The following is a 22,693-nucleotide window of genomic DNA, read 5'->3' as shown; positions in this document are numbered from 1 at the left end:
TATTAATTGTTATTTAATGTATTAATAAATTTATGAAATGCTTGAGTTCCCTTTTTATCTAGCTTAAACACACCCGCGTTTTCTAATACGTTTTTAAAAACGGTCCCAACCTCATTATCAACTATTCTAGTAACGTTTTCTCTTGTAATATTGTGATTATTTTTAATTTTTTGCGCCCAATCTAAATGATAATTAGCGATTTTATTAGATTGATTTAATAAGTATCTCTCAACTTCAACTAATTCAGCCTTTAATCGAGCCGGTAAAATCGCTCTTCCCATTACTTCAATTAATCCAATATTTTCTTTCTTTATATGCTGATATTCTTGATGTGGATGAAAAATTCCATCAGGAAATTCACTTGAAACTTGATTATCACGCAATACTAAATATAGCTCAAATTCCTGATTATCATTTTGCTTTGCAATTGGGGTAATTGTATGATGTCTAATCCCATTTGATTCTGATCTAACATCAACGCTTTCATCATTATATTCATTCCACTTACGTCGAATTAATTCAGAAAAATTAATTAAATCTACCTTACTAGCTGATGTAAGTCGAATTACTGACATTGGCCAATTCAACACTTCAGACTTAACATTCTCATAACCTAAAATATTAAACTCGAATCTAGTTGACGCTTTCATCATTGGAAATTCGTGTTTTCCACCTTGATAATGTTCATGACTTAGTATTGAACCACCTACAATTGGCAAATCAGCATTACTGCCAACAAAATAAGTTGGAAACATAGTAACAATATCTAATAAATTACCGAACGTTTCTTGATTGATTACCATTGGAACATGATTATGATTTAAAAAAATACAATGTTGTTCAAAGTAAGCATATGGAGAATATTGAAATCCCCATAATTGACCGTTGATTAATAAGTTAATAATTCGATGATTTATGCGAACAACTGAATTTGGATTACCGTAATATCCTTCAGTTTGAACACATAGATTACATTTAGGATAATCACTTGTTTTAAGTAACGCGGCTTTTGCTATATCTTTAGGATCTTTTTCAGGTTTAGATAAATTGATTGTTATTTCCAAATCTCCATAGGAAGTTTGGACTTGATAACTAATATTCTTCTTAATCTGATCAGTTTTAATATAATTATTTAATTTACTTAATTTAAAAAAATATTCTGTCGCAGCCGTCGGGGATCTTTTATAATTATCCCAAAAATTTTCATTTAAAACTGAAGGAATTGGAGTATATAAATTAGTCAATTTTTCTTCTAATTGTTCTCGATTAAAAAATGAATCTGATATTTTCCCATTTTTAATAGCAATTTGAACTAGATAATCAACCGTTTCTAGTAAAGAATTACTTTTATTCCAGTCTACATAAACATTATCTTGACCAATTAGATAATAAATTTGGTTAACTAAATAAGTATAATCTAAATTTTTATAAGTGTTTTTGGTTGCAATTACAAGTCTGGCATAATGTTCCACTAAATTTAATTTACCCAAAATAAAAACCTCTTGTTCTATAATTCCATTTCTTGGGGACCATCAGAGATATTTGCAATATAAAAATCTGCTTCATATCCAAATTTTTCTCTATAATTTTTACCCACAATTTTCATAAAATCTTTAACTTTTTCATCTGGAACAATTGCAATTGCACAGCCACCAAATCCAGCACCAGTCATACGAGCACCAATTGCTCCATTTTCCCACGCTGAGTGTACTAAATTATCTAAATTATCTCCAGTAACTTCATAATCATATTCTAAAGATGTATGAGAGGCATTCATCAGACGGCCAAATTCATCTATATTATTATTTTTAAGCACACTAATTGCTCGCAAAGTTCTTTGGTTTTCAGATACAGCATGTCGTGCCCGTTTAATTAAAACTGGATTATCAATTGTATAATTATATTCATCAAAATCTTCATTTGTCATCATACCAAAAGATTTGAAATTAGCTTTTTTATTGATTAATTGCAGTGCATTTTCACACTCGCTTCGACGTTCATTGTATTTAGAATCTTTCAATCCACGTTTCTTATTAGTATTCATAATTACAATTTTATAATTCTGCATCTTAATTGGAACTAATTCGCTTTTTAAAGTATTGGTATCTAGTAAAATAGCATATCCTGCACGACCCATTTCTACAGCAAATTGATCCATAATACCAGAGTTAACACCAATGTAATTGTTCTCTACTTTTTGACCTAATTGTGCAAGTTTTACTCCCGATTGAATATTATTAAATTGTGAATTTAAAATTTTTCCAAACAACATTTCAATTGAAGCAGATGATGAAAGGCCTGAACCATCAGGTAAATTACCACTAATTAAAATGTTAAAACCGTGTTTTAATTCGAGTCCTTCATCAGCAAAAGCTTTAAACATTCCTTTGGGATAACTCAACCAATCGTCACTATCGCTATATTCTAGATTATTCAAATTAAAAGATTTAACACCGCTCTCTTTAAAATTTTCTGAAGCAATATTAACTAGATTATCATCACGATTAGATAAAACAGCGTATGTTCCTAAACTAATTGCACAAGGAAATACATGTCCACCATTATAATCAGTATGTTCACCAATTAGATTAATTCTACCTGGTGAAAAATATCCCTTTACGGGTTTTTCTTCATAAATAATTTTAAATCGATTTTCTAATTCTTCAATAATTGATACAGAATCGTTTTTAGTAATATTTTCCATAAGATTATCCTCCAAGTATTTTCAAATTCATAATAGCACTTGTTGTAAACGCTTACAATTGTGAGTTAAATTATTTTATTTAAAAAAATTATATTATATCCATAATCGTTTTAATTTATAAGCTGTAATAATCAGTTCACAAAGAAAAAATTCAGTTTAAATACTTTGCTTTTAGTAATTGTTCAATGTATTATAATATTAATACAGAGTATTATATTTTTATAATAAAGTAATCTAAAATAGAAAGATGAAAACTTAAAATTGACATTAAAAAATGTATCAACACCTAAAATTACAAATCATCGTTCAATTAACTACCTAGGACAAACGTTTGCCTCAAAGAAGTCTCTAGCAGCCTATTTAAATATTCCCTATGCTAGATTGTTATATCATATTAATCATTATGATAATCAAGAGTTATGGGGAAAATCTTTAATTGAACGAAAAAAGTATCAACTAAACCAAGATTTATCAAATACTAGTAATTTCAATGATTTAAAGTACGAATCAATTAGTCATTGGGATTCTCAAGCCAAAAAATGGTATGCTAACTTTAGCTGTAGTTGTGGTAATAATGTTACTTTATTAGTTAATTTAGTGAAATTTGGAAGTAAAACAGATTGTGGCCACAGTTTTTCGCAAAATAGACATAACTTCTATCAGAATTTAGGAAAAAAGGTCCGTCATATTAACCACCAACAAACGACTAAAAGAAATAAAACCGGTATTGTTGGGATTGCCAATCCACGTAAATCATCAATGTTCAACAAAGTTTATTATCGTGTAAGCCTCACTCATAAAAGAAAAGAGTACTATAAAAAATTTGCAGATTTTGAAGAAGCAATTATTTTTCGCGGTTTACTAGAGGAAAAATTCTTAGATGAATTTCAACCAGCATTAAAACCGTATATCCCTAAAATTAAAAAGCATTCTTTAAAAGAACCCCAATTTACTTATAGTATGACCAACAATAATGAAGGATTAACAAAAAAGACTCTCTAACGAGAGTCTTTTTTTATGAAATATATTTTATAAAATGCCAGAACCGCCCATTGAAAATACTCCAACCATGTAGCTAATTGCAATTACAATGATAATCATTAATAACGCAAACATCATTAGACCAACAATCCATAATATTGATAGTAATACTTTCCCTAAGCGATGTTGTTTTTTAGATTCCGCTTCCCTAAATAACTTCTGATAAAAATCAGTAAACTTAACACCCGAATTAATCTTCATCGTAAAAGCACTGATGGTCGCAATTAAAAACCAAAGTAATGGTAATCCTAATATAAATGCGATAATCATAAACATAAAAATACTTAAAATAAACATAAAATTTCCTCTATTACTTTTAAACCAAATAAAAAAGCAGTTTTGCCTTTTATCGGTTAAACTGTTTTATTTTTTATCAAAATCAAATTCTTTTTGCCAACCCAAAATTAATGCCCCTTGGCCTAAATGAGTACCAATTGCGGGTCCAATTGTTCCTTGTTCAATTTTTAAATCTGGAAATTGCTCAGCAATTTTTTCTGCCCAAGCTGAACCAGATTTCGGATTGTTTCCATTTAAAACAAACAATTTTACTGGATAATCAACTTTAGCTAATTTTTCTTCAAATAATGATTCAACTCGTTTTAATGCTCGTTTCATCGTTCTAACTTTATCAAAAGCAACAATTTTATCAGTTTCATCATCAAATTTTAAAATCGGCTTTATATTTAGTAAACCACCTATAAACGCAGAAGCATTAGATAAGCGACCACCTTTAACTAAATTTTGTAAATCATCAACAACAAATAATTCATCAATTGTTTGCCGTTGTTCTTTTAATTTACTAATAATTTCTTGTGGATCTGTTTCAGCCTTCGCTAATTCACTAGCATATTTTGCTAAATCCCCCATTAATCCGACCGTAATTTGAGAATCAAATGGAATTACGTTAATGGAATCAATCATTTGAGAAACATTTACTACCTGATTATATAAACCTGAAATTGTGGCTGCTAAGTGAATACTAATTACATTATCATAACCTTCCGCAGCTAACTTGTTATACTCTTCAATCAACATTCCAATTGGTGGTTGTGAAGTCGTTGGTAATTCTTTTGAATTAGCCAATTTATCATAAAATTCTGCGTTAGTTATATCAATACCTTCTTGATAGCTTTGATCACCAAATACAATCGTTAATGGAATTACATGGATATTATATTTTTGGATATCTTCTTCTGATAAATAAGCTGAACTATCCGTTACAATTGCTGTTCTCACGGTTATCCCCTTTTTATTTGTTTATTTTATTCATGCTAGTTTCTAGACGATTCAATAAAATTTTTAACATATTTTTTTCTTCATCGGTCCACTGCTCAAAAATTCTTTCTTTTAGTTTATCATAATCATCTTTAATATTAACTAGTGAAAGTGATCCTTGTTCATTAACCTGATAAATAAGTTGACGTTTATCTTTTCCAATCGCTTCTTTATCGACCATTTTCTTTTCTGTTAATCTTTTTAACTGTCTGGATAAAGTTGAGGTATCCAAAGACATTTGCTTTGATAAATGTTCTTGTGTTTCGTAACCCTCGTTGATGCAAAGAAGTAGTTGCCATTCAGAAATGGTTAAATTATTTTCTTTTGTAATTTGTTGTAATTGTTGTTGTTGTATTCTGCTGACATTTCGTAAAGTACTTAAACTATTTTTCATATTCGAAACCTCCGGATTTTATTATAACATTAATTGGTGTATACAAGATTAAGTAAATACAATTTACTACAAGTTCTTACTATGATAGTTTATACTTAAAGATAGATTAAAAAGAAGAGGTTTTAAATATGTCATTTGACGGATCATTTACACATTCGATGGCAGCTGAACTGAATGAATTATTATTAAATGGAAGAGTTACCAAGGTTAATGAACCATATCCAAATGAAATAATATTATCAGTTCGCGCTAATCGAAAGAATCATCAGGTTTTGCTTTCTGCAAATCCTTTATACGCTAGAGCTCAAATCACTAAAGTACCATTTGTTAATCCTAAAGTTCCTAGCAACTTTGTAATGACATTAAGAAAACACTTACAAGGAAGTTTTGTCACCAAAATTCATCAAGTTGAAAATGATCGAATTATTCATATTCATTTAAACGGTAGAAATGAGTTGGGTGATGTTGAAGAATTAGTAGTTATCATTGAAATAATGGCTCGTCACAGTAATATTATTTTAGCAGAAGCAAAAAATAGTAATATTATTGATGCAATTAAAAGAATTGGAACAGATAAAAGTCGTTACAGAAATCTTCTACCGGGAGTTAAGTACATTAACCCTCCTAAACAAGATAATCTCAATCCTTTTTCCTTTACTGATTTTAATGAACTAGATAATTTAGTAAAGTCATTTCCAAACGTTGATATTTTAGCTAACGAATTGCAAAAAAAATTACAAGGTTTAGGAAAAGATACCTCCCTTGCATTGGCAAATTATTTACATGAACCAGGATCAGATAATAAAAGTAAATACGAAAATTTCTTTAAAAATTTTGACCAAATTAAACCAGTGATTGAAAATACTCCCAATGATAAGTTAACGTTTTCATCATTCCCATTTCCCAAAAATAAAGTACTCCACGCTTTTAATAGTCTGGGCGAAATGTTAGATGAATTTTACCAAGTAAAATCTAAACGAGAACGTGTTCGAGAACAAGGATCTCAACTTATTCAGGTAACTAAAAATGAGTTAAAAAAGAATCGCAAGAAAATCAAAAAGTTAGAAAAAGAATACCAAGATACCCAAAAAGCTGACGAATTTAGAATTAAAGGTGAAGTTTTAATGACCTATCTTCATATGATTTCTCCGGGTGCTAAAGAAACCACTTTAGCTAACTTTTATGATGATAATAAGCCAATTAAAATAACTCTTAAGCCGTCTCTTTCTGCTTCAGCAAACGCTCAAAGATATTTTAAACAATATCAAAAGAAAAAGAATGCCATTAAATATTTAGATCAGCAAATTGAAAAAACTAATCAAGAAATTAACTATTTTGAGAGTATTGAAACTCAAATTGAATTAGCTAACCCTACTGACTTAGTTGATATAAAGACAGAACTAAAGTCTGAAGGATATATTAAAAAAGCTAAAAAAACCAAGAAACAAACAAAGACCAAAATTAGTTCCCCTGATAAATATATTTCTTCAGATGGAACTACCATTCTAGTTGGAAAAAACAATCTCCAAAACGATCAACTAACCTTAAAGACTGCAGATAAACGTGAGACATGGTTGCATACACAAAATATTCATGGCTCACATGTTATTATTAGATCCTTTAATCCTAGTGAACAAACAATTCTTGAAGCTGCTAAGTTAGCCGCTTATTTTTCAAAAGCACGTGATTCAGCAAATGTACCTGTAGACTATGATTTGGTAAAACGAGTTAAAAAGCCAAATGGTGCCAAACCCGGTTTAGTCCACTACACCGGTCAGAAAACAGTTTATGTAACTCCAACTTTAAAAGATATCGAGAATTTAAAAGAGTAATAAAAATGAAGGAAACATTAAAATGTTTCCTTCATTTTTTATTTCTTTAATTTCAGACGAGCACCCACTTCAAAATTTCTACTCTTTGTACCATTTTTAATTTCTAATTCCTTAAAAGGAAATTCAACTTGAATACTTGCCCTACTACACATTAAATTAGATTTAAGTTCATTTTTAATTTGATTGGCATCAAACTTTCCAGTATACATGCGCATTAGGACTTCAATCCAATTAATGCCAGTGATTGTATTTAAGAAGACTGTCTCTGTTATTCGCAATGGCGATAAACCAGATACAGAAATTGTTTTATTTTTATCAAAATTAAAACAAACCTGAATCAATCCCGTTAGATTATTACTCCTAATAGTCTCAATCGATAAACTTTTTACTAAGCTAAATTCAGATTTAGAGAGCTTGTAAGGAACAAAATAATCTGTTTGCAAATTAAGATCTCGATCTGGATTATTTTCTTGTGCAGAAAATCCAACGACAGCAATTGGAATAATGTCATCTTTTGTAACTAAAAAATTCATCGCAAAATCAACCGTATTTGTATTCCATAATGCCGTCTTTTGATCAGGCGGTAATATAATTAATTTGGTATTTTTTAACTTCTCTAGTTCCCTAATCAAATAATGTCGGTTACCCGGTAAAAAGATATACTTGGGTTTTTCTAATTCAATGATATCTAGGATCTCTCCCAATTGCACTGGTTCAACATATTGTTTATCACTAATTGATTGAATTAATGACACTGAATTGGGATTGTTATTCAAAATTATTGTTTTGATTCCAAGTTTTTTTAGACGAATTAACATCTCAGCACTATATAATTCAGAAGCTGTATTAGGCCCCAAGTGATTTCTTCCTTTACCAATTATTAATGCTGATTCTTCACTTAATTGTTCTGATTCTGATTCGCTTTCAAAACTACTAAAAAATGAGTTTATATTTTCCTTAAACTCTCGAGCAGTTGGTTCAATCATTTTATAGGTCTTTTTAATAGAATGGTTTTTTTGCAAATCGCGAACTACTATATTTTCAGTATTCCAAAAATGACAGAACATCCCAATTCCAAAACCATTTCGACTTCCAAGTAAAAACGCGTCTTTATCAAAGGAATTTTTTTCTATAAAACTAATTGAATCCAAGATGTTCTGCATAATCAAAAAGAAAAATTCATCAATTTTGGTAAGTTCAGCTAGATCACTAGCTAAATAACCCCTTTTAACTGCTTCAAATAGAATCAATATTTGAATATCAGTAGGATGAATTAACTGTGAAATTAATTCATCTTCGTTCAAATAACCAAAACTTGGCAAAACATCTTTAGGACTGGTTTGTGAACTTCTCAATGCATTCATAAATGCTGCTTCAACATTACGTCCAAATCCAATTGAGGACCCAGTTGATTTTGCATGTGGTCCTAATTTTCGATTAGTTTTAGGTAAATAATCAAAAGACCAAACTGGCATTTTAACGGTAACGTGATCGCTAATCGGTTGTAAAACTGCAGTATTTTCATGGTAATTATTTGGTAATTTGATATCCGTTAAGGTTTGATCCACCATAATTGCAGCAACAACTCTAGCAAGTGGATAACCGTTTGATTTTTCTGAAATTGCAGTCTGCCCATTAAAATATGGATTAACTTTGATCACATAGCATTCATTTGTTTTGGGATTCAAAGCAAATTGTACATGACAAATGCCCTTAATTCCAAGGCAATCTAAAATTCTAAATGTTAATGAGCGAGCTAAATGAATTTGCGTTTCATTTAAAGTTTGTGCTGGAGCAAAAACAACTGAATCAATAGAATTTATTCCAACTGGATTCATATCTTCTAGCGATGAAATAATCATTTTATTACTATTTGTATCACGAATAGCAACCATTCCTATTTCTTTGTATCCACCAACTTCACGTTCTAAACCAACTTTACCACTATCAGAATATCTAAATAAATCGTCAATATCCGCATTTAATTGTTCAATGTTTTTAAAAATATAGCGACGATTGGATTTACCCGCATTAATTGGTTTAGCAGAGATAGGAAACTTGATCTTATCAATTGTAGCTCGTAACTCATCAAAGTTATTGACTACGTTTGTTTCAAGAATTGGAACTGAATTATCAACTAATCGTCTAGCTAAAAATGTATTTTTAGTAATAGCATTATCGCTAGTTGTTCCACCAAATAAAGAAATATTTTTGGAACTCAATCCAATAATTTTTACATTGTTTTGTTGAAAGAAATCATTTCTATTTAGTCGTTGAATAATTTTTAAAGCATCTTTTTTCCCAAAAATTGGTGTAACTGCATCAATTTTTTCTTCTAAGATAATTCTTTCAACACTTTCTGAAGAAATTGAATCGATAAAAACATTAGTTTGGGGTAACTCTTGAATCATTATTGAATATGGGTTGTTCTCTAAGATAAATGTTTCAATTCCCAATTCCTTCCAAGTCATCATTGCCTCATAAGCGGCACCATTCTGCTCACTTTCATGGCCAATATCTGATGGTCCACTACCAATAACTAATATTTTTTTGATATCACTATTCATTGGTTAATCTCCTATGAGCAATAATACTTTCCACAAATTCATCGAATATATCCAAACTATCTTCTACGTCGTTGCTACCCTCTGGGAAAAACTGGACTGAGAAGGTTGGATAATCACGAATTCTAATCCCCTGAATTGAACCATTTATTAAGTCAACATAAGTGACGATTAGCTTATTATTATCAATGGTCGTTCTATCAATCTCATAATCTTGCGCCTGATCTGCGTAAATTATTTCATTGGTAATGATTTTTTTAATTGGATGACTACTACCATGATTTCCTAAACTCATTCTTTTTACTTTTACACCATTTGCCATCGCAATTAATTCGTGACCTAACCCAACCCCCAAAAGCGGAAGTTCCGTTTGAATTTGTTGAATATTTTCAATCACTACAGAATTAATTTCATCAGGTGATCCTGGACCGGATGAAACAACCACCCCTTGTGGATCTAAGTTTTTAATTTCTGAAAAATGAATGTTCCATGGCATCACAATAATATTACAATCCAACTTCGAAAGTTGTCTTATTATTCCTTCTCGCAGGCCTAAATCAATAACAACAATTGTAATCCCTTTTCCAGGTACTAAGTAAGGTTTGGGGGTGGCAACTGATTGAATTTGCTGATTACTCAACACCGCAGCTTGCAATTGATCAAAGGCATGCTCGTCATTGTTACTTACAATACTAGCCTTTCTAACTTGATGATCTCGAATATGTTTCCGTAATTTACTTATATCGATATTAGTAATTCCAGAAATTTGTCTTTGCTTTAAAAAGTTATTTAATGATAAATTCTTAAGTTGTGAAAATGAAATGTTTTCAGCCTGACTAACTACGATTCCCTTAGCAGAAGTCATTATTGATTCGTAATTTTTGGGATTAATTCCAATATTACCAATTGATGGTTGTACAAACGTAATGATTTGATTTCGATATGCAGGGTCTGTAATTACTTCCTGATAATTATTCAAACTAGTGTTAATAGCAATTTCCCCAGTGGTATTTGATAGGTCACCAAAACCAACACCTTCAAATGAAGTTCCATCATCAAGAATTAAGTATCTTTTTCCCAAAAAAAACACCCACCTTCACTAATTAGTAGTTAATCCCAACTCTGAGAGATTTCAACACCATCTCTATCATCAATTTCTGATACCAAAACTTTGATTTTTTCATTTTTAGAACTTGGTAAGTTTTTTCCAACAAAGTCAGCGCGAATTGGAAGTTCACGGTGTCCTCTATCTACTAAAACAGCTAAATTAATTCGATTAGGTCTTCCAATTTCATTAATAGCAGCAAGAGCAGCTCTTACAGTCCGTCCCGTAAATAAAACATCATCTACTAACACAATATTTTTGTTATCAATTTCAACCACATTATCAGCTACTGCTTGATTTATAGATTTATTATCCTTTAAATCATCACGGTATTTGGTAACATCAAGTTCAATAACCGGAATATCGGTATTTTCTAGCTTTTTCAAGCGACTTGAAATTCTTTTAGCTAAATATACACCTCGAGTTTTAACCCCAATTAACACTAAATTATCGACACCTTTGTTTTTTTCAATAATTTCATATGTGATTCGAGTTAAAGCTCTTTGCATTGACATTCCATTTAAAACTACTTTTTCATTTGGCATATTAACTACTCCTTGTTTTGAATATTAAACTTGCGTTTTATATTTTTTAAAGTATCAGCAAATATTGGAGGAAGTGGAACTTTAAAATCTAATTCCTCATCTGTAATTGGATGCTTAAATCCTAATTCACAGGCATGTAAAAATTGTCCATTTCCTTTAATAGTTTTTTTAGGACCGTATAACGGATCCCCAACTAATGGATGATTAATATACTTCATGTGCACCCTAATTTGGTGTGTTCTGCCGGTCTCTAGTTGGCATTCTACTAAAGTATAATCATTACCAAATCTTTCTAAAACCTTAAAATGAGTTATTGCATTTCTTCCATTTTCTACAACCGCTTGTTTTTTTCTATCTTTGGTTGAACGACCAATGGGTGCATCGATTGTTCCATGATCTTCTTTAATTATACCGTGTACCAACGCGATATACTTTCTTTTGTTTGTTTTTTCTTTTAATTGTTTTGATAAAGATTTATGCGCTAAATTAGTTTTTGCAATCATCAATAATCCTGAGGTATCTTTATCGATTCTATGAACAATTCCTGGTCTAATTTCACCGTTAATATTTGCTAACCTTGTATGATGCAATAAGGCATTAACTAACGTATGGTTGGGATGACCAGGTGCTGGATGAACAACCATTCCTTGTGGTTTATTAACCACTAAAACCTGTTCATCTTCATAAACAATATCTAACGGAATGTTTTCAGGCTGCATATCAATTTCTTTTGGTTCTGGCAATTTAACCTCAATTTGGTCACCAGATTTAACTGCATACTTAGCTTTTTTCATTTCATTATTAACAGAAACTAAATCTGCTTTAACTAATTCCGAAGCTCTTGATCGACTAATATCTTCAAACTGGTTAGAAATTGACTTATCAAGACGGACTCCGGCTTCAGTAACTTCATAATTTAAAGCGGTCAAAAGATTACTCCTTTTCTAATAATAGGGATAAAATTATAATTACAACACCAATTGATAAACTCGCATCAGCAATGTTAAATACGGGGAAATTCACGAAATCCAACTTAAACATATCCGTAACAAAACCGCATATAAATCTATCAATTAAATTGCCAACGGTTCCCGACAACATAAGGATTAATCCTGTTTTTAGATAAAAATCATCTTTGTTTTTGAAAATAAAATAACTAAAAATCGAAATTGCAAATAAAGCAATTACAATAAAAAAGATGGAATTACCTTCCATAAAACTCCAAGCTGCACCAGTATTTTGTAAATATGTTAGAGAAATAATTTGCGGAAGTAACTTGATTTCCCTTCCAATTTCAAGATTATTTCTAATATAAAATTTTAACCATTGATCCATAATGATAATAATTAAACCAACTACATAGACTAAATTACTAATTTTAACTTTCATTGTTGTCCTCAGTTTTCGATTTTGCATTAAAAATTTCACTTAATTCAATCACTGAATTAGATGGTAAAATGATATTGAAGTTTTTCTCATTGATTGAAAAGCTAATTGAGTTTCTACCGCAATCAATCAACTTAACGTCATTTAAAGAATAGGCTTTTCCCTTGGGATAAATTAATTGATATATTCTAACTTCATTATTATTAATTTTTATTTTTCTAAAATAGATTTGAATCCATGCAATGATAATAAATGCAATGAAAAAGCTTAAAGTGATTTCTTGAAACGTCGTTATTTCGAGCCAAATTATAATTCCAATTAGCATAACTACTAAAGTCCAACTCCAATAAATGCAACTACTTAACAACTGTGGCTGATACAAAAACTTTCTTTCCTTATTAATCATAAAATACCTCTTTGATGGAGAAATAAAACATGTTCTATAAAATATATTCTGATGCTGCAAAAAAACCTAACGATACCAAAACCGGAATTAGTTGTTTAATAATTTTTAATCATAAACAACTTCAATTTAAAAAAACAATTAATACCGTTGATAATCACGAAGCTGAATTCAAGGCATGCCTTTTTTCTTTAGAGCAGGCCCAGCAACTTTCAGACCAATCTAATTCTTCAGACACAATTCTTTTCTATACTGATAGTGAAATTTTGGCAAATAGTTTAGAAAAACAATATGCAAAGCACTACCAAACACTAGTTGATGAAATTTTAATTTTAGAAAATAACTTTAGCTTAATTATCACCAACTGGATTCCTGAATCGAAGAATAAGGGTGCACATAACTTAGCACAACAAGCGTTGCACCTTAATGAATAAAATATTGATCAATTGATTTTTCGTACTTTGAAAGATCAATTTTTTTATTATCAATCATATCTACCAATATTTTACCAATAAGTGGACCAGTAGTTAAACCAGATGATCCCAGTCCCGTAGCGAATAAGACATTATTATTTGCTGGAACATTTCCAAAAACGGGACTAAAATCGTCCGTATATGCTCTTGTACCAGTTTTTTCTAAAATGATATTATCCATGTTTAAATTATCAATTAAAGAACTAGCCGTTTTTAAAAGCTTTCTATCGACATCTTTTTCAATCTCAAGGTCGAATCCTTTTTCATTGTCATGAGTTGCACCAATAATTAATTTGTTATGACCAGCAGGAATGAAGTCATATTCAGACTCCGGCATCATCACTGGCATCTCTGCTAAATTAGAATTTTGGTTAACCTCAATTTCAATTAGTTGTCCCTTTTGTGGTCGAAGTCGGAGATTGCTACCAACATTTTGCAAAACAATTTTAGTCCAAGCACCAGCAGCTACAATTATCTTATCAAAATTCTCTTCCTGATTATTCCAAGCAATTACATTGTCATTTTTTAAAATAGCTTGTCCCTTTTTAATCTCTAAATTTGTTCGACAAGCAATTTCTAATAAGTGATTACAGAATAAATTTCCGTCAATTCGACTTCCACCGGTCACCAAAATTCCGTTGTATTGGTAATTATCAATGATTGGAATTAATTCTTTGATTTCTTGGCTACTAATTAATTTAATTGATCCCATTTCAGGGGCATCTTTTTTTCTTTCTTGAGCTAAATTAAATAGTTCTTGTAGTTTATCCGGGTCTTTTCTGGAGATAATGGTACCTACCTTAGAAAAGGTCACTGAATCCATGTTGGTTTCAGCTGCAATCTGTTCAATAGTAGAAACCCCATCTTTAGCTAATTGATACCATTGCTTATTTCTTCGCTTTGAAAGCCATGGTGAAATGATTCCAGCTGCCGCTTTAGTAGCTTGTCCTTCACCATTATCAAACAATGTAACCTCATAGTCGGCTTGATTCTTACTCAAAAAATATGCAGCAGATGAGCCTACTATCCCACCACCAATAATTGCAATTTTTTTAGTCATTTAAACCTCCATTAACGTTTCTTTTGATTAGCCCAGTATTGGAAATAATCAGTTCTAATAACCCCGTTATAAAGCTTTCTCTTTTTAGTTGCTTTTTCTCCATAGAATTTCTCAAAATTCAAATCACTAGTTAAAAAATACTTAGACCAAGTGGTTAACTTACCGAGAACTGACCCTAAATCTTTATACAAACTTTCAGCTTCCTTGATATCACCTAATCTTTGTCCATATGGTGGATTGGTTACAATCACTCCATCTTTCTTTTCAGTACGAAAATCTTGAACGGCCAATTGTTTAAAAGTAATATCATGAAGCAATCCGATTTCTTGGGCATTCACTTTAGAATAATTAATCATTTCTCCATTAACATCTGATCCATAAATTTCAAATTCAGAATCATAATCAGCTTTACTATCTGCCTCATCTTTGATCGCTTCAATTTGATTTTTATCAACCCAATTCCAGTCATTGAAAGCAAAATCACGCTGTAAACCGGGAGCAATATTTCTAGCAATCATTGCTGCTTCAATTGGGATGGTTCCAGAACCACACATTGGATCTAGTAGTGGCATTGTTTTGGGGTGCCAGTTAGTCAACATAATTAAAGCAGCGGCCATATTTTCTTTTAATGGTGCATCACCTTTAGCAACACGATATCCTCGTTTAAATAAACTTGGACCGGTGGTATCTAGCAAATGCAAAACGTTGTTTTTATTAATTCTAACCTCTAACGGAAATAGACTTCCGGTTTCCGGTAATCTAGTTCTTCGATGATAAAATTCGCCTAACTTAGTTGCAATCGCTTTTTTAGTGATTGCTTGAACGTCTGGAACACTATGCAAAGCTGATTTTTGTGAACGACCTTCAACGGGAAATTTACCATCCATCGGAATTAAATTTTCCCATGATAGTGCTTTGGTACCTTCAAACAATTCATCAAAAGTAGTTGCTTTAAATGATCCAACGATTATTTTAATTCGATCTGCAGTTCTTAACCAAATATTGGTTTTGATTACATCTGCAATCGTTCCCTCAAAAAGAACCATTCCATTTTCAACCGTAACTTCATATCCTAAATCTCTTAATTCACCTGCAACTAGAGATTCGATTCCAGCTGCACAAGTTGCCATTAGTTTAAAATTCTTCATGTAAACCCTTCTTATACTTAATTTTTGTCTATAAAAAAAGAGTGGGAAAATCCCACTCTACCTGATTGGTACAAATTCCTGTAAGCCATGTTTTGTGCTCAACTGAAATATCAGGAATAACAGTTGAGTAGTAATCATCTATCTCAAGAATCAAAGATTCTTGCCCTACACTTAGTTCATTTTCCGTGTGTAAAGCTCCCCTACCAAAGTTTGGGTTTCCCGCTCGCGGGGTTTACTGCGTTCCAGTAGACTAATTTCTTAGCCTAATCGTCTCTATAGCACCTTAGGAAATACTCAGGCATAGCAAAGCCTTAGCCGTTTTCTTTCGCCGTAATTGTTGCCAATCCCTCGGCTTATTTTTTCACCGGGCACGAACACTACAAACATCTCAGTTTGTGCGAGAGTGGACTTTCCTCAGCTAACAAAAGCTAGCCGCGATTACTCAGAACCTGTACCAATGTAAGCTCTAGTTAATTGAATTGTCACCAAAAACTTTTCTTTCAAGTTTTGATAATCTTTTTAAAATATCCATATTAGATACATTAGTTAATTGACTATCTTGCATAGGTTGTTCTTGACGTGACAATCTAGAATTTAAATCATCATCACTCTTATTTACAACGGTATTATTAGCAGCATCATTTTCTAAACTAATAATTTTGCTCTTTAACTGTTGGTTTTCAGAATGTAATTGTGAAAGTTCTTGATCTTTATTTGAAACAACCTTATTGAAGTTTTCGTAATCTTTGATAACTTCATCTAAGAATGAATCAACATCAGTTGGATCATAACCCCGCATTTTTTGTTTAAATTCTTTTTGTAAGATATCTTTTGGTGTGAATTTAATTTCATCCATATTATAGCACCTCTTATTTTTCTTAACTTTATCATTTTAACATATTATAACTTAAAAATCATAGTTTCTATTTAATTTAGTTTTTTCTTCATAAATTTCAGCACCCTCTTGAAGATCTTCAAAATCAATTAGCTGTAATGAGTAATTATGATTATCCTGATACCTATTGATAAACTCATAATCATATTTAGTTTTCCCCTCGTGTTCATCATCATAAACTAATAAAGCTGAATCAGTGTGATTAACCATAAAACTTTGATAATTCTTTAATTGTTTTGGACTTTCATAATCTTTATCACTCACTTTATTGTAATAATCACCTAAATTAATTAACGAATTCATTCTGATTTTATTTTCTTCGTTCCACTGACTGCCAAAACCATTAAAAGGTGTTAAAATTGCAATTTTAAACTCATTTGGAAATTCTTCTTTTAATTCATTTGCAATTTCAATCGACCATTGTTCAATTCCAAGTTGAAGTCCAGTTAAAAACCAATCACAACCATTTTCAATTAATGATCTCATCTCATTTTTTAATGTTTCTTTGATAATTAATGCCTTATCACTTTTAGGATCAAAAATTTGTAATTCATATGATCGATATCCTGTTATCCAAACTCGTTTCATCTCTCCTCCTACTACTTAAATTTTAAATAAGTTGTTTATATTGCTATAATTGTATTACATTTATTTATTGGAATGCATTATAATTATCCTATTAATTTTTATTCTTCTAGATTGGAGGTTCTAGTGGCAATCAAGTATCCCAATGGGAAGCAATTCACTTCTGCTTTAGAAAAAAAGAAAAGCACTATTAATCATGGGTCACGTGGAATGTCCTTAGAAAATGAAATCAACCAAAGTAATCAATATTACTTGAGTAGAGGAATTGCAGTTGTGCATAAAAAGCCAACACCAATCCAAATTGTTAACGTTGATTATCCTAAGCGCAGCGCAGCAATTATAAAGGAAGCTTATTTTAAAAAAGCTTCCACCACCGACTACAATGGCATATATCTAGGAAGATATATTGATTTTGATGCTAAAGAAACTAAACAACTGAATTCGTTTCCATTAAACAATTTTCATCAACATCAAATTAAACACATGCAACAGTGTTATGATTTGGGTGGGATTTGTTTTACAATTATTAAGTTCACCAAGACCGATGAAGTTTACGTTTTAAATTTTCCAGATCTTTTTAAATATTGGAAAAGAAAAGAAGAAAATGGGAAAAAATCAATTTCAAAATCAGAAATTGAACATAACGGTTATAAAATTAAATACAATTTAAACCCTCTGATTCCATATTTAGAAGCCGTTAAAACTATTATCGATCATACTAATATATAAGGAGAGTACCGATGAGCTCAGATGAAGTATACTCACGAATAAGCAAAAATAATAAACACATGGGGCCGATTGGTCATATTCTTTTATGGATTGTTTTCTTCCTTTTTGTGTTTTTCTTATTAGGATGTGGTCTGTTCACATATTATGCAGCTACCGCACCTAACATTTCTTACAATACCCTATCTAGTGATAATTCAACTACTATTTATGATAAAAACGGAAAAGTGGTTTCACGATTAGGAATGCAAAACCGAGACTACGTTAAATCGAAAGATATCCCCGACAACCTAAAAAATGCCATCATTTCCGTTGAAGATCGCCATTTTTATTCTGACAAAGGGGTTGATCCAGTTAGAATTGTTAAAGCAGCCGTTAGCAACGTTTTTGGTAGTGGTGGCTTACAAGGTGGTAGTACTTTAACTCAACAACTAGTTAAGTTATCGGTATTTTCTACCAAATCATCAGACCAAACTTTGAAACGAAAAGCCCAAGAAGCTTGGCTGGCTGTACAAGTTGATAAAGCTTACAGCAAACAACAAATTTTAGAATTCTACATTAATAAGGTTTATATGGGTAATAGTGCTTATGGAATGCAAACTGCATCTGAAGTTCTTTTCAATAAACCACTTAGTGAATTAAATCTTTCACAAACTGCTTTACTGGCTGGTCTTCCTCAAGCACCAGTTTCGTATAATCCAGTTAATAATCCTAAATATGCTAAAGCAAGACGAGACCAAGTTTTAACTGCGATGGTTAAAAATAAGACTATTTCTCAAGCAGAAGCTAACAAAGCAATGAAGGAAAATGTGCAAGCAGGAATCAACAAAGACACCGTCAACAACACTCCTACCCAAAAAGATGAAAAGTATGCAGACGCTTATATTAGTCAAGTTACCCAAGAGCTTACTAAAAAAGGATTTAATTTAAACGCTGGTAACAAAGTTTATACCAACCTTGATATGGACGTACAAAAGAAGATGTATGATCTTGCTAATAGCAGCGATTCAAACATTGCCTTTCCAGATAACAAGTTCCAAGTTGGAGCTACAATGGTTGATCCAAATAATGGTAAAGTTATCTCAATGCTTGGAAGCCGAAAACAAGATGTTGCGTTTGGTTTAAACAGAGCCGTCCAAACTGATCGTTCTAGTGGATCAACTATGAAACCACTAATGGACTATGGACCTGCAATTGAATATTTGAACTATCCTACTTATCAAACGGTTAAGGATACTCCATATACTTATCCTGGAACCAATATTCAATTAAATGACTTTGATAATCGACATGAAGGTAATATTACTATGCGTAAAGCATTAGTAGAATCTAGAAATATTCCCGCAATTAGAACTCTTGAAACAGTAGGAATTGACCGCGCAACCAACTTCTTAAAGGGATTAGGTATGACCTTTGAACAACCTCTAACCCTTCAAAATGGTATTGGTGCTTATATTTCAACTGAACAAGAAGCTGCTGCATATTCAGCTTTTGCCAACGGAGGAACTTACTACAAACCATACTTAATTGATAAAGTGGTTTCCCCTACTGGTGATACAGATTCATTTGAAACTCAAAGCAACAACGCCATGTCTGAATCAACTGCCTTTATGATTACGCAAATGCTTACTGGAGTTATTAATGACTCTAACGGTTCTGGTACAGCTGCTAGAATCAGCGGATTAAACGCAGCCGGTAAGACAGGTACAACTAAATATCCAGATAGCCAAGCCGGTTCAGTTCCAGATGATGCGTCAATGGATTCCTGGTTTACTGGATACACTAGAAACCTTTCATTATCAGTTTGGACCGGATATGATCACCCATTAGAAGCTGGTAACTATATCAGCCAATCACAAACTGAAATTGCACAACAGTTTTACAAAGAGGTTATGTCTTATGCCTCATCAGGTTTGCCAAATAAAAATTGGACTAAGCCAGATGATGTGGTTAAAACACACACCGATGGTTCTGATCAATATTATATTGAAGGTCATGCTGGTGATCTAAAAGTGGATAATGCAAATACAGAAGCACAAAAAGTTGATCAAAATAAGGTCGTTACTAACAATAACCAAAATAACAACGATCAAAACAAGAATAACGACAACAAGTCCAATAACGGAACTAATGCTTCAAATGAACAAAATCCAAGTAATAATAATCAAAATAACAATAACCAGAATAACCAAAACAACAACAATAATAATCAGAACACTCAGAATAACAACAATCAAAACAATAACCAAAATAATCAAAATAATCAAAATACCCAGAATAACCAGAATAACAATAACCAAAATAATCAAAATACCCAGAATAACAACAACCAGAACAATAACCAAAATAATAAATAAACTATTTATTAAAAACAAAAAAAGAATCAATCCACTTATTGAAGTGAACCCCCTGAGTTGGAGTAAATCCAAAACTCAGGGGGTTTTATTATGTTTTCAGCTAAAATAAAGAAACAAGTTTTAAGTGAATATCTACAGGGAACTTCGTCCCTATTACTTATGAAAAAGTATGGTATCAAAGGAACTGCGACGATTTATCAGTGGCTCAATCTATTTAAAATTTTTGGCGATCAAGGATTAGAAAATTGTCGGAGGAAGACATTTTATGACTATTCCTTTAAAATCAAAGTTATCAAATGGCGACAAGAACATCATGCCTCATATCCAGCAACTGCAACCCATTTCAGATTGAAACAACCGATGATAGTTTGGGACTGGGAACGAAAACTGATTGAGGGACGTCTTAAGCCATATAAAGGACGGTCTTTAAAAATGACAGATAAATCTAAACAATCTAAGACATTGAAACAACTTCAGGAGGAAAACGAGCTTTTACGATTTCGGGTAGCATACTTGGAAAAACTCGAAGCCTTGGCACAGAAAAAATCTCAAACAAAGAAAAAGCCCAGCTAATAACTGAGCTAAGGCGTAAATTCAATGTTAAATTAGTTGTAGCTTTAAAAGCAGTACACATGTCGAGCAGCAGTTACCACGATGCACTTCATCGTAAATATCAATCAGGATCATCAACGTTAGTTGATGAGATTAAAAGTATTCGTTTGGAAAATCCTGATTACGGTTACCGAACAGTGACTTTAGCGCTTAAAAATAAGGGAATCATCGTTAATCACAAGGCAGTACTTCGTATTATGCGTGAAAATAATCTACTTTGTCAGGCATTCAATCGACGAACGAAAAAGTATAACTCTTATAAAGGAACTGTAGGTACAGTTACCCATAACCGTTTAAATCGTCGTTTTAAAACGAATCGTCCATTTCAAAAAATCGTTACTGATGTAACGGAGGTCCGTTGGGGTAATCAAACGATCAACGAACGTGCATACTTTACAGCTTATATGGACCTTTATAATGGAGAAATTCTTGAATGGAACATTGGTCGTAGACCAACGGTAGACTTTGTCACACGACCCCTTAAACGATTAGTGGCAAGATGTTCATCCTTACCATACCGTATGACAATTCATTCGGATCAAGGGTTTCAGTATCAGAACTTTAGGTACGTGAATATTTTGCGACAAGCTCGCGTTTTCCAAAGCATGAGCCGCAAGGCCACATGCCTAGATAATGCGGTAGCTGAAAGTATCTTTCACATTCTTAAAGTTGGCACGGTTCACAATTATCAATACCAAAACTACGAAGAGCTAGAATCTGCCATTACAAATTACGTAGATTATTACAATAAACATCGTATTAAAACAAAATTGGCCGGTATGTCACCGGTAAAATACCGGGAACATACCAGCCAATTAGTAGCTTAGAAATTCACTCCAATTTATGGGGTTCACTTCATATTTGGTGGATTGATTCTTTTTATTTACTCTTTTTTTATTTTAAACATTGGAACTTTAGGTAAGTTCTGATTACTATAAGAATTTTGATCTTTTTTAATGTACTGATTATGTTGTTTTTCAACTTGGACCGCAGAAGTTATATTTTGCTTTTTCCAATTCAATAAAATTCTGTCCATATACTTAAGGTTATAAACTTGGTTCAAAACCGCTTCTTTTAAAGCTAGACTAACCAAATTAGGCGAATACTTATCACTATCAAACCATTCACTAATTGTTTCTAGCTCAATTGGAGACAACATTCTACCAAATTCCTTACTAATTTCATTAAAAATATCTTGTCGTTGCTTTACATTATCTTCTTTTACACTAAATGAATTAGAAACATCAATTTTCTGAGTAACTTGGTTTTCCAAAATTTGATTTAACTTCGCAATCAAAGGCTTAAAACTATACTCATCATCTGAACTAGAGTCGTTATCAATATAAATGATTTTTTTTAGTACTAGTTGATGTAAAATCTCATACATTTTATCAACGTTGATGCCAGTTTTTTCTGATAGTTCATCAGGAGTAGGAAATTTATTACCCATACTTCTAAAATACTTTAGCTCTAATACAACAACTAATTCATCAGAATTTAAATTCAACTGCTTCATATTACTTAATAAAGCACCCGAAACGTTTATAGATCCCATTTCAAAATAATTTTCTAAAGTATTTACCATTTA

The 22,693-nt window shown here is 31.7% G+C and carries 23 protein-coding genes and 1 other RNA gene; 7 read left to right on the top strand and 17 right to left on the bottom strand.

Translation table 11 applies throughout. The features are described from left to right. Nucleotides 1-2: 2 nt before the first annotated feature. Nucleotides 3-1,490, bottom strand: coding sequence for a UDP-glucose--hexose-1-phosphate uridylyltransferase (galT, locus tag R4B61_RS05780; protein WP_413627316.1), 1,488 nt, complete (start codon nt 1,488-1,490; stop codon nt 3-5). Between the two features lie 17 nt (nt 1,491-1,507). After that, nucleotides 1,508-2,704 (bottom strand): galactokinase, encoded by a 1,197-nt coding sequence (locus tag R4B61_RS05775; protein ID WP_413627315.1) that lies wholly within the window; start codon nt 2,702-2,704, stop codon nt 1,508-1,510. 261 nt (nt 2,705-2,965) lie between these two features. On the opposite strand from R4B61_RS05775, the gene R4B61_RS05770 reads away from it, so the two are divergent. Then, entirely contained in the window at nt 2,966-3,706 is a 741-nt protein-coding gene (locus tag R4B61_RS05770) for a hypothetical protein (protein WP_413627314.1), read from the top strand. A 27-nt stretch (nt 3,707-3,733) separates the two neighbouring features. On the opposite strand, the gene R4B61_RS05765 is transcribed toward R4B61_RS05770, so the two are convergent. From R4B61_RS05765 to R4B61_RS05755, 3 genes are all read right to left on the bottom strand, one after another. Further along, nucleotides 3,734-4,042 (bottom strand): hypothetical protein, encoded by a 309-nt coding sequence (locus R4B61_RS05765; protein ID WP_413627313.1) that lies wholly within the window; start codon nt 4,040-4,042, stop codon nt 3,734-3,736. A gap of 66 nt (nt 4,043-4,108) precedes the next feature. Then, on the bottom strand, nt 4,109-4,981 hold the full coding sequence (locus tag R4B61_RS05760; RefSeq protein WP_413627312.1) for a DegV family protein: 873 nt from the start codon (nt 4,979-4,981) through the stop codon (nt 4,109-4,111). 13 nt (nt 4,982-4,994) lie between these two features. Then, nucleotides 4,995-5,414, bottom strand: a complete 420-nt coding sequence (locus tag R4B61_RS05755) for a MarR family winged helix-turn-helix transcriptional regulator (protein WP_413627311.1) — start codon at nt 5,412-5,414, stop codon at nt 4,995-4,997. Nucleotides 5,415-5,542: 128 nt separating this feature from the next. On the opposite strand from R4B61_RS05755, the gene R4B61_RS05750 reads away from it, so the two are divergent. Further along, a complete protein-coding gene (locus R4B61_RS05750) occupies nt 5,543-7,246 on the top strand; it encodes an NFACT family protein (RefSeq protein WP_413627310.1) in 1,704 nt (567 codons plus the stop codon). A 38-nt stretch (nt 7,247-7,284) separates the two neighbouring features. On the opposite strand, the gene R4B61_RS05745 is transcribed toward R4B61_RS05750, so the two are convergent. The 6 genes from R4B61_RS05745 to R4B61_RS05720 are packed head-to-tail and all read right to left on the bottom strand — an operon-like array spanning nt 7,285 to nt 13,252. Continuing rightward, a complete protein-coding gene (locus R4B61_RS05745; RefSeq protein ID WP_413627309.1) occupies nt 7,285-9,813 on the bottom strand; it encodes a carbamoyl-phosphate synthase in 2,529 nt (842 codons plus the stop codon). Then, nucleotides 9,806-10,891, bottom strand: a complete 1,086-nt coding sequence (locus tag R4B61_RS05740; protein ID WP_413627308.1) for a carbamoyl phosphate synthase small subunit — start codon at nt 10,889-10,891, stop codon at nt 9,806-9,808. Before R4B61_RS05740 ends, R4B61_RS05745 begins: the two co-directional genes overlap by 8 nt. Nucleotides 10,892-10,920: 29 nt before the next feature. After that, a complete protein-coding gene (pyrR, locus tag R4B61_RS05735) occupies nt 10,921-11,460 on the bottom strand; it encodes a bifunctional pyr operon transcriptional regulator/uracil phosphoribosyltransferase PyrR (RefSeq protein WP_413627307.1) in 540 nt (179 codons plus the stop codon). A gap of 5 nt (nt 11,461-11,465) precedes the next feature. Further along, nucleotides 11,466-12,389: an RluA family pseudouridine synthase gene (locus R4B61_RS05730; protein WP_413627306.1), complete on the bottom strand. Its 924-nt coding sequence runs from the start codon at nt 12,387-12,389 to the stop codon at nt 11,466-11,468. Nucleotides 12,390-12,393: 4 nt separating this feature from the next. Then, the gene (lspA, locus tag R4B61_RS05725; RefSeq protein ID WP_413627305.1) at nt 12,394-12,849 is read right to left on the bottom strand and encodes a signal peptidase II; all 456 of its coding nucleotides are present in this window, start codon (nt 12,847-12,849) and stop codon (nt 12,394-12,396) included. Then, a complete protein-coding gene (locus R4B61_RS05720; RefSeq protein WP_413627304.1) occupies nt 12,839-13,252 on the bottom strand; it encodes an EbsA family protein in 414 nt (137 codons plus the stop codon). Before R4B61_RS05720 ends, lspA begins: the two co-directional genes overlap by 11 nt. A 29-nt stretch (nt 13,253-13,281) precedes the next feature. Here R4B61_RS05720 and R4B61_RS05715 point away from each other — a divergent pair, with 29 nt between their 5' ends. Next, nucleotides 13,282-13,683 (top strand): ribonuclease HI family protein, encoded by a 402-nt coding sequence (locus R4B61_RS05715; protein WP_413627303.1) that lies wholly within the window; start codon nt 13,282-13,284, stop codon nt 13,681-13,683. Here R4B61_RS05715 and R4B61_RS05710 read toward each other — a convergent pair. The 5 genes from R4B61_RS05710 to R4B61_RS05690 form a co-directional block, all read right to left on the bottom strand. Next, nucleotides 13,673-14,782: an NAD(P)/FAD-dependent oxidoreductase gene (locus tag R4B61_RS05710; protein ID WP_413627302.1), complete on the bottom strand. Its 1,110-nt coding sequence runs from the start codon at nt 14,780-14,782 to the stop codon at nt 13,673-13,675. The two genes, R4B61_RS05715 and R4B61_RS05710, sit on opposite strands and share 11 nt — an antisense overlap. Nucleotides 14,783-14,793: 11 nt before the next feature. Next, on the bottom strand, nt 14,794-15,930 hold the full coding sequence (locus R4B61_RS05705) for a THUMP domain-containing class I SAM-dependent RNA methyltransferase (RefSeq protein WP_413627301.1): 1,137 nt from the start codon (nt 15,928-15,930) through the stop codon (nt 14,794-14,796). Nucleotides 15,931-16,006: 76 nt separating this feature from the next. Then, nucleotides 16,007-16,380: RNase P RNA component class B (rnpB, locus tag R4B61_RS05700), an RNA gene on the bottom strand. 16 nt (nt 16,381-16,396) lie between these two features. After that, the gene (gpsB, locus tag R4B61_RS05695) at nt 16,397-16,786 is read right to left on the bottom strand and encodes a cell division regulator GpsB (protein ID WP_413627300.1); all 390 of its coding nucleotides are present in this window, start codon (nt 16,784-16,786) and stop codon (nt 16,397-16,399) included. A gap of 51 nt (nt 16,787-16,837) precedes the next feature. Continuing rightward, the gene (locus R4B61_RS05690) at nt 16,838-17,413 is read right to left on the bottom strand and encodes a DUF1273 domain-containing protein (protein WP_413627299.1); all 576 of its coding nucleotides are present in this window, start codon (nt 17,411-17,413) and stop codon (nt 16,838-16,840) included. A gap of 123 nt (nt 17,414-17,536) precedes the next feature. On the opposite strand from R4B61_RS05690, the gene recU reads away from it, so the two are divergent. The 4 genes from recU (at nt 17,537) to R4B61_RS05670 (ending at nt 21,932) form a co-directional block, all read left to right on the top strand. Beyond that, nucleotides 17,537-18,139: a Holliday junction resolvase RecU gene (gene recU / locus R4B61_RS05685; protein ID WP_413627298.1), complete on the top strand. Its 603-nt coding sequence runs from the start codon at nt 17,537-17,539 to the stop codon at nt 18,137-18,139. 11 nt (nt 18,140-18,150) lie between these two features. Next, the gene (locus R4B61_RS05680; protein ID WP_413627297.1) at nt 18,151-20,493 is read left to right on the top strand and encodes a PBP1A family penicillin-binding protein; all 2,343 of its coding nucleotides are present in this window, start codon (nt 18,151-18,153) and stop codon (nt 20,491-20,493) included. 90 nt (nt 20,494-20,583) lie between these two features. Next, nucleotides 20,584-21,066 (top strand): helix-turn-helix domain-containing protein, encoded by a 483-nt coding sequence (locus R4B61_RS05675; RefSeq protein WP_413627183.1) that lies wholly within the window; start codon nt 20,584-20,586, stop codon nt 21,064-21,066. Then, nucleotides 20,955-21,932, top strand: a complete 978-nt coding sequence (locus R4B61_RS05670; RefSeq protein WP_413628270.1) for an IS3 family transposase — start codon at nt 20,955-20,957, stop codon at nt 21,930-21,932. The genes R4B61_RS05675 and R4B61_RS05670 overlap by 112 nt, the downstream gene beginning before the upstream one ends. Before the next feature lie 56 nt (nt 21,933-21,988). Here R4B61_RS05670 and R4B61_RS05665 read toward each other — a convergent pair whose 3' ends face one another. Beyond that, nucleotides 21,989-22,690: a DnaD domain-containing protein gene (locus R4B61_RS05665; protein WP_413627296.1), complete on the bottom strand. Its 702-nt coding sequence runs from the start codon at nt 22,688-22,690 to the stop codon at nt 21,989-21,991. Nucleotides 22,691-22,693 lie beyond the last annotated feature (3 nt).

The sequence above is a fragment of the Fructilactobacillus vespulae genome (genome assembly GCF_047324295.1).
Lineage (GTDB): Bacteria > Bacillota > Bacilli > Lactobacillales > Lactobacillaceae > Fructilactobacillus > Fructilactobacillus vespulae.
This window is presented reverse-complemented; position numbering and strand designations above follow the sequence as displayed.

Excerpts from the sequence above, each read along its gene's own strand:
- R4B61_RS05715 (WP_413627303.1), top strand. The coding sequence starts at position 13,282 with ATGTTCTATAAAATATATTCTGATGCTGCAAAAAAACCTAACGATACC.
- R4B61_RS05765 (WP_413627313.1), bottom strand. The coding sequence starts at position 4,042 with ATGTTTATTTTAAGTATTTTTATGTTTATGATTATCGCATTTATATTA.
- R4B61_RS05710 (WP_413627302.1), bottom strand. The coding sequence starts at position 14,782 with ATGACTAAAAAAATTGCAATTATTGGTGGTGGGATAGTAGGCTCATCT.
- R4B61_RS05745 (WP_413627309.1), bottom strand. The coding sequence starts at position 9,813 with ATGAATAGTGATATCAAAAAAATATTAGTTATTGGTAGTGGACCATCA.
- pyrR (WP_413627307.1), bottom strand. The coding sequence starts at position 11,460 with ATGCCAAATGAAAAAGTAGTTTTAAATGGAATGTCAATGCAAAGAGCT.
- R4B61_RS05775 (WP_413627315.1), bottom strand. The coding sequence starts at position 2,704 with ATGGAAAATATTACTAAAAACGATTCTGTATCAATTATTGAAGAATTA.
- R4B61_RS05755 (WP_413627311.1), bottom strand. The coding sequence starts at position 5,414 with ATGAAAAATAGTTTAAGTACTTTACGAAATGTCAGCAGAATACAACAA.
- R4B61_RS05705 (WP_413627301.1), bottom strand. The coding sequence starts at position 15,930 with ATGAAGAATTTTAAACTAATGGCAACTTGTGCAGCTGGAATCGAATCT.
- R4B61_RS05690 (WP_413627299.1), bottom strand. The coding sequence starts at position 17,413 with ATGAAACGAGTTTGGATAACAGGATATCGATCATATGAATTACAAATT.
- R4B61_RS05675 (WP_413627183.1), top strand. The coding sequence starts at position 20,584 with ATGTTTTCAGCTAAAATAAAGAAACAAGTTTTAAGTGAATATCTACAG.
- lspA (WP_413627305.1), bottom strand. The coding sequence starts at position 12,849 with ATGAAAGTTAAAATTAGTAATTTAGTCTATGTAGTTGGTTTAATTATT.
- gpsB (WP_413627300.1), bottom strand. The coding sequence starts at position 16,786 with ATGGATGAAATTAAATTCACACCAAAAGATATCTTACAAAAAGAATTT.
- R4B61_RS05665 (WP_413627296.1), bottom strand. The coding sequence starts at position 22,690 with ATGGTAAATACTTTAGAAAATTATTTTGAAATGGGATCTATAAACGTT.
- R4B61_RS05720 (WP_413627304.1), bottom strand. The coding sequence starts at position 13,252 with ATGATTAATAAGGAAAGAAAGTTTTTGTATCAGCCACAGTTGTTAAGT.
- R4B61_RS05680 (WP_413627297.1), top strand. The coding sequence starts at position 18,151 with ATGAGCTCAGATGAAGTATACTCACGAATAAGCAAAAATAATAAACAC.
- R4B61_RS05750 (WP_413627310.1), top strand. The coding sequence starts at position 5,543 with ATGTCATTTGACGGATCATTTACACATTCGATGGCAGCTGAACTGAAT.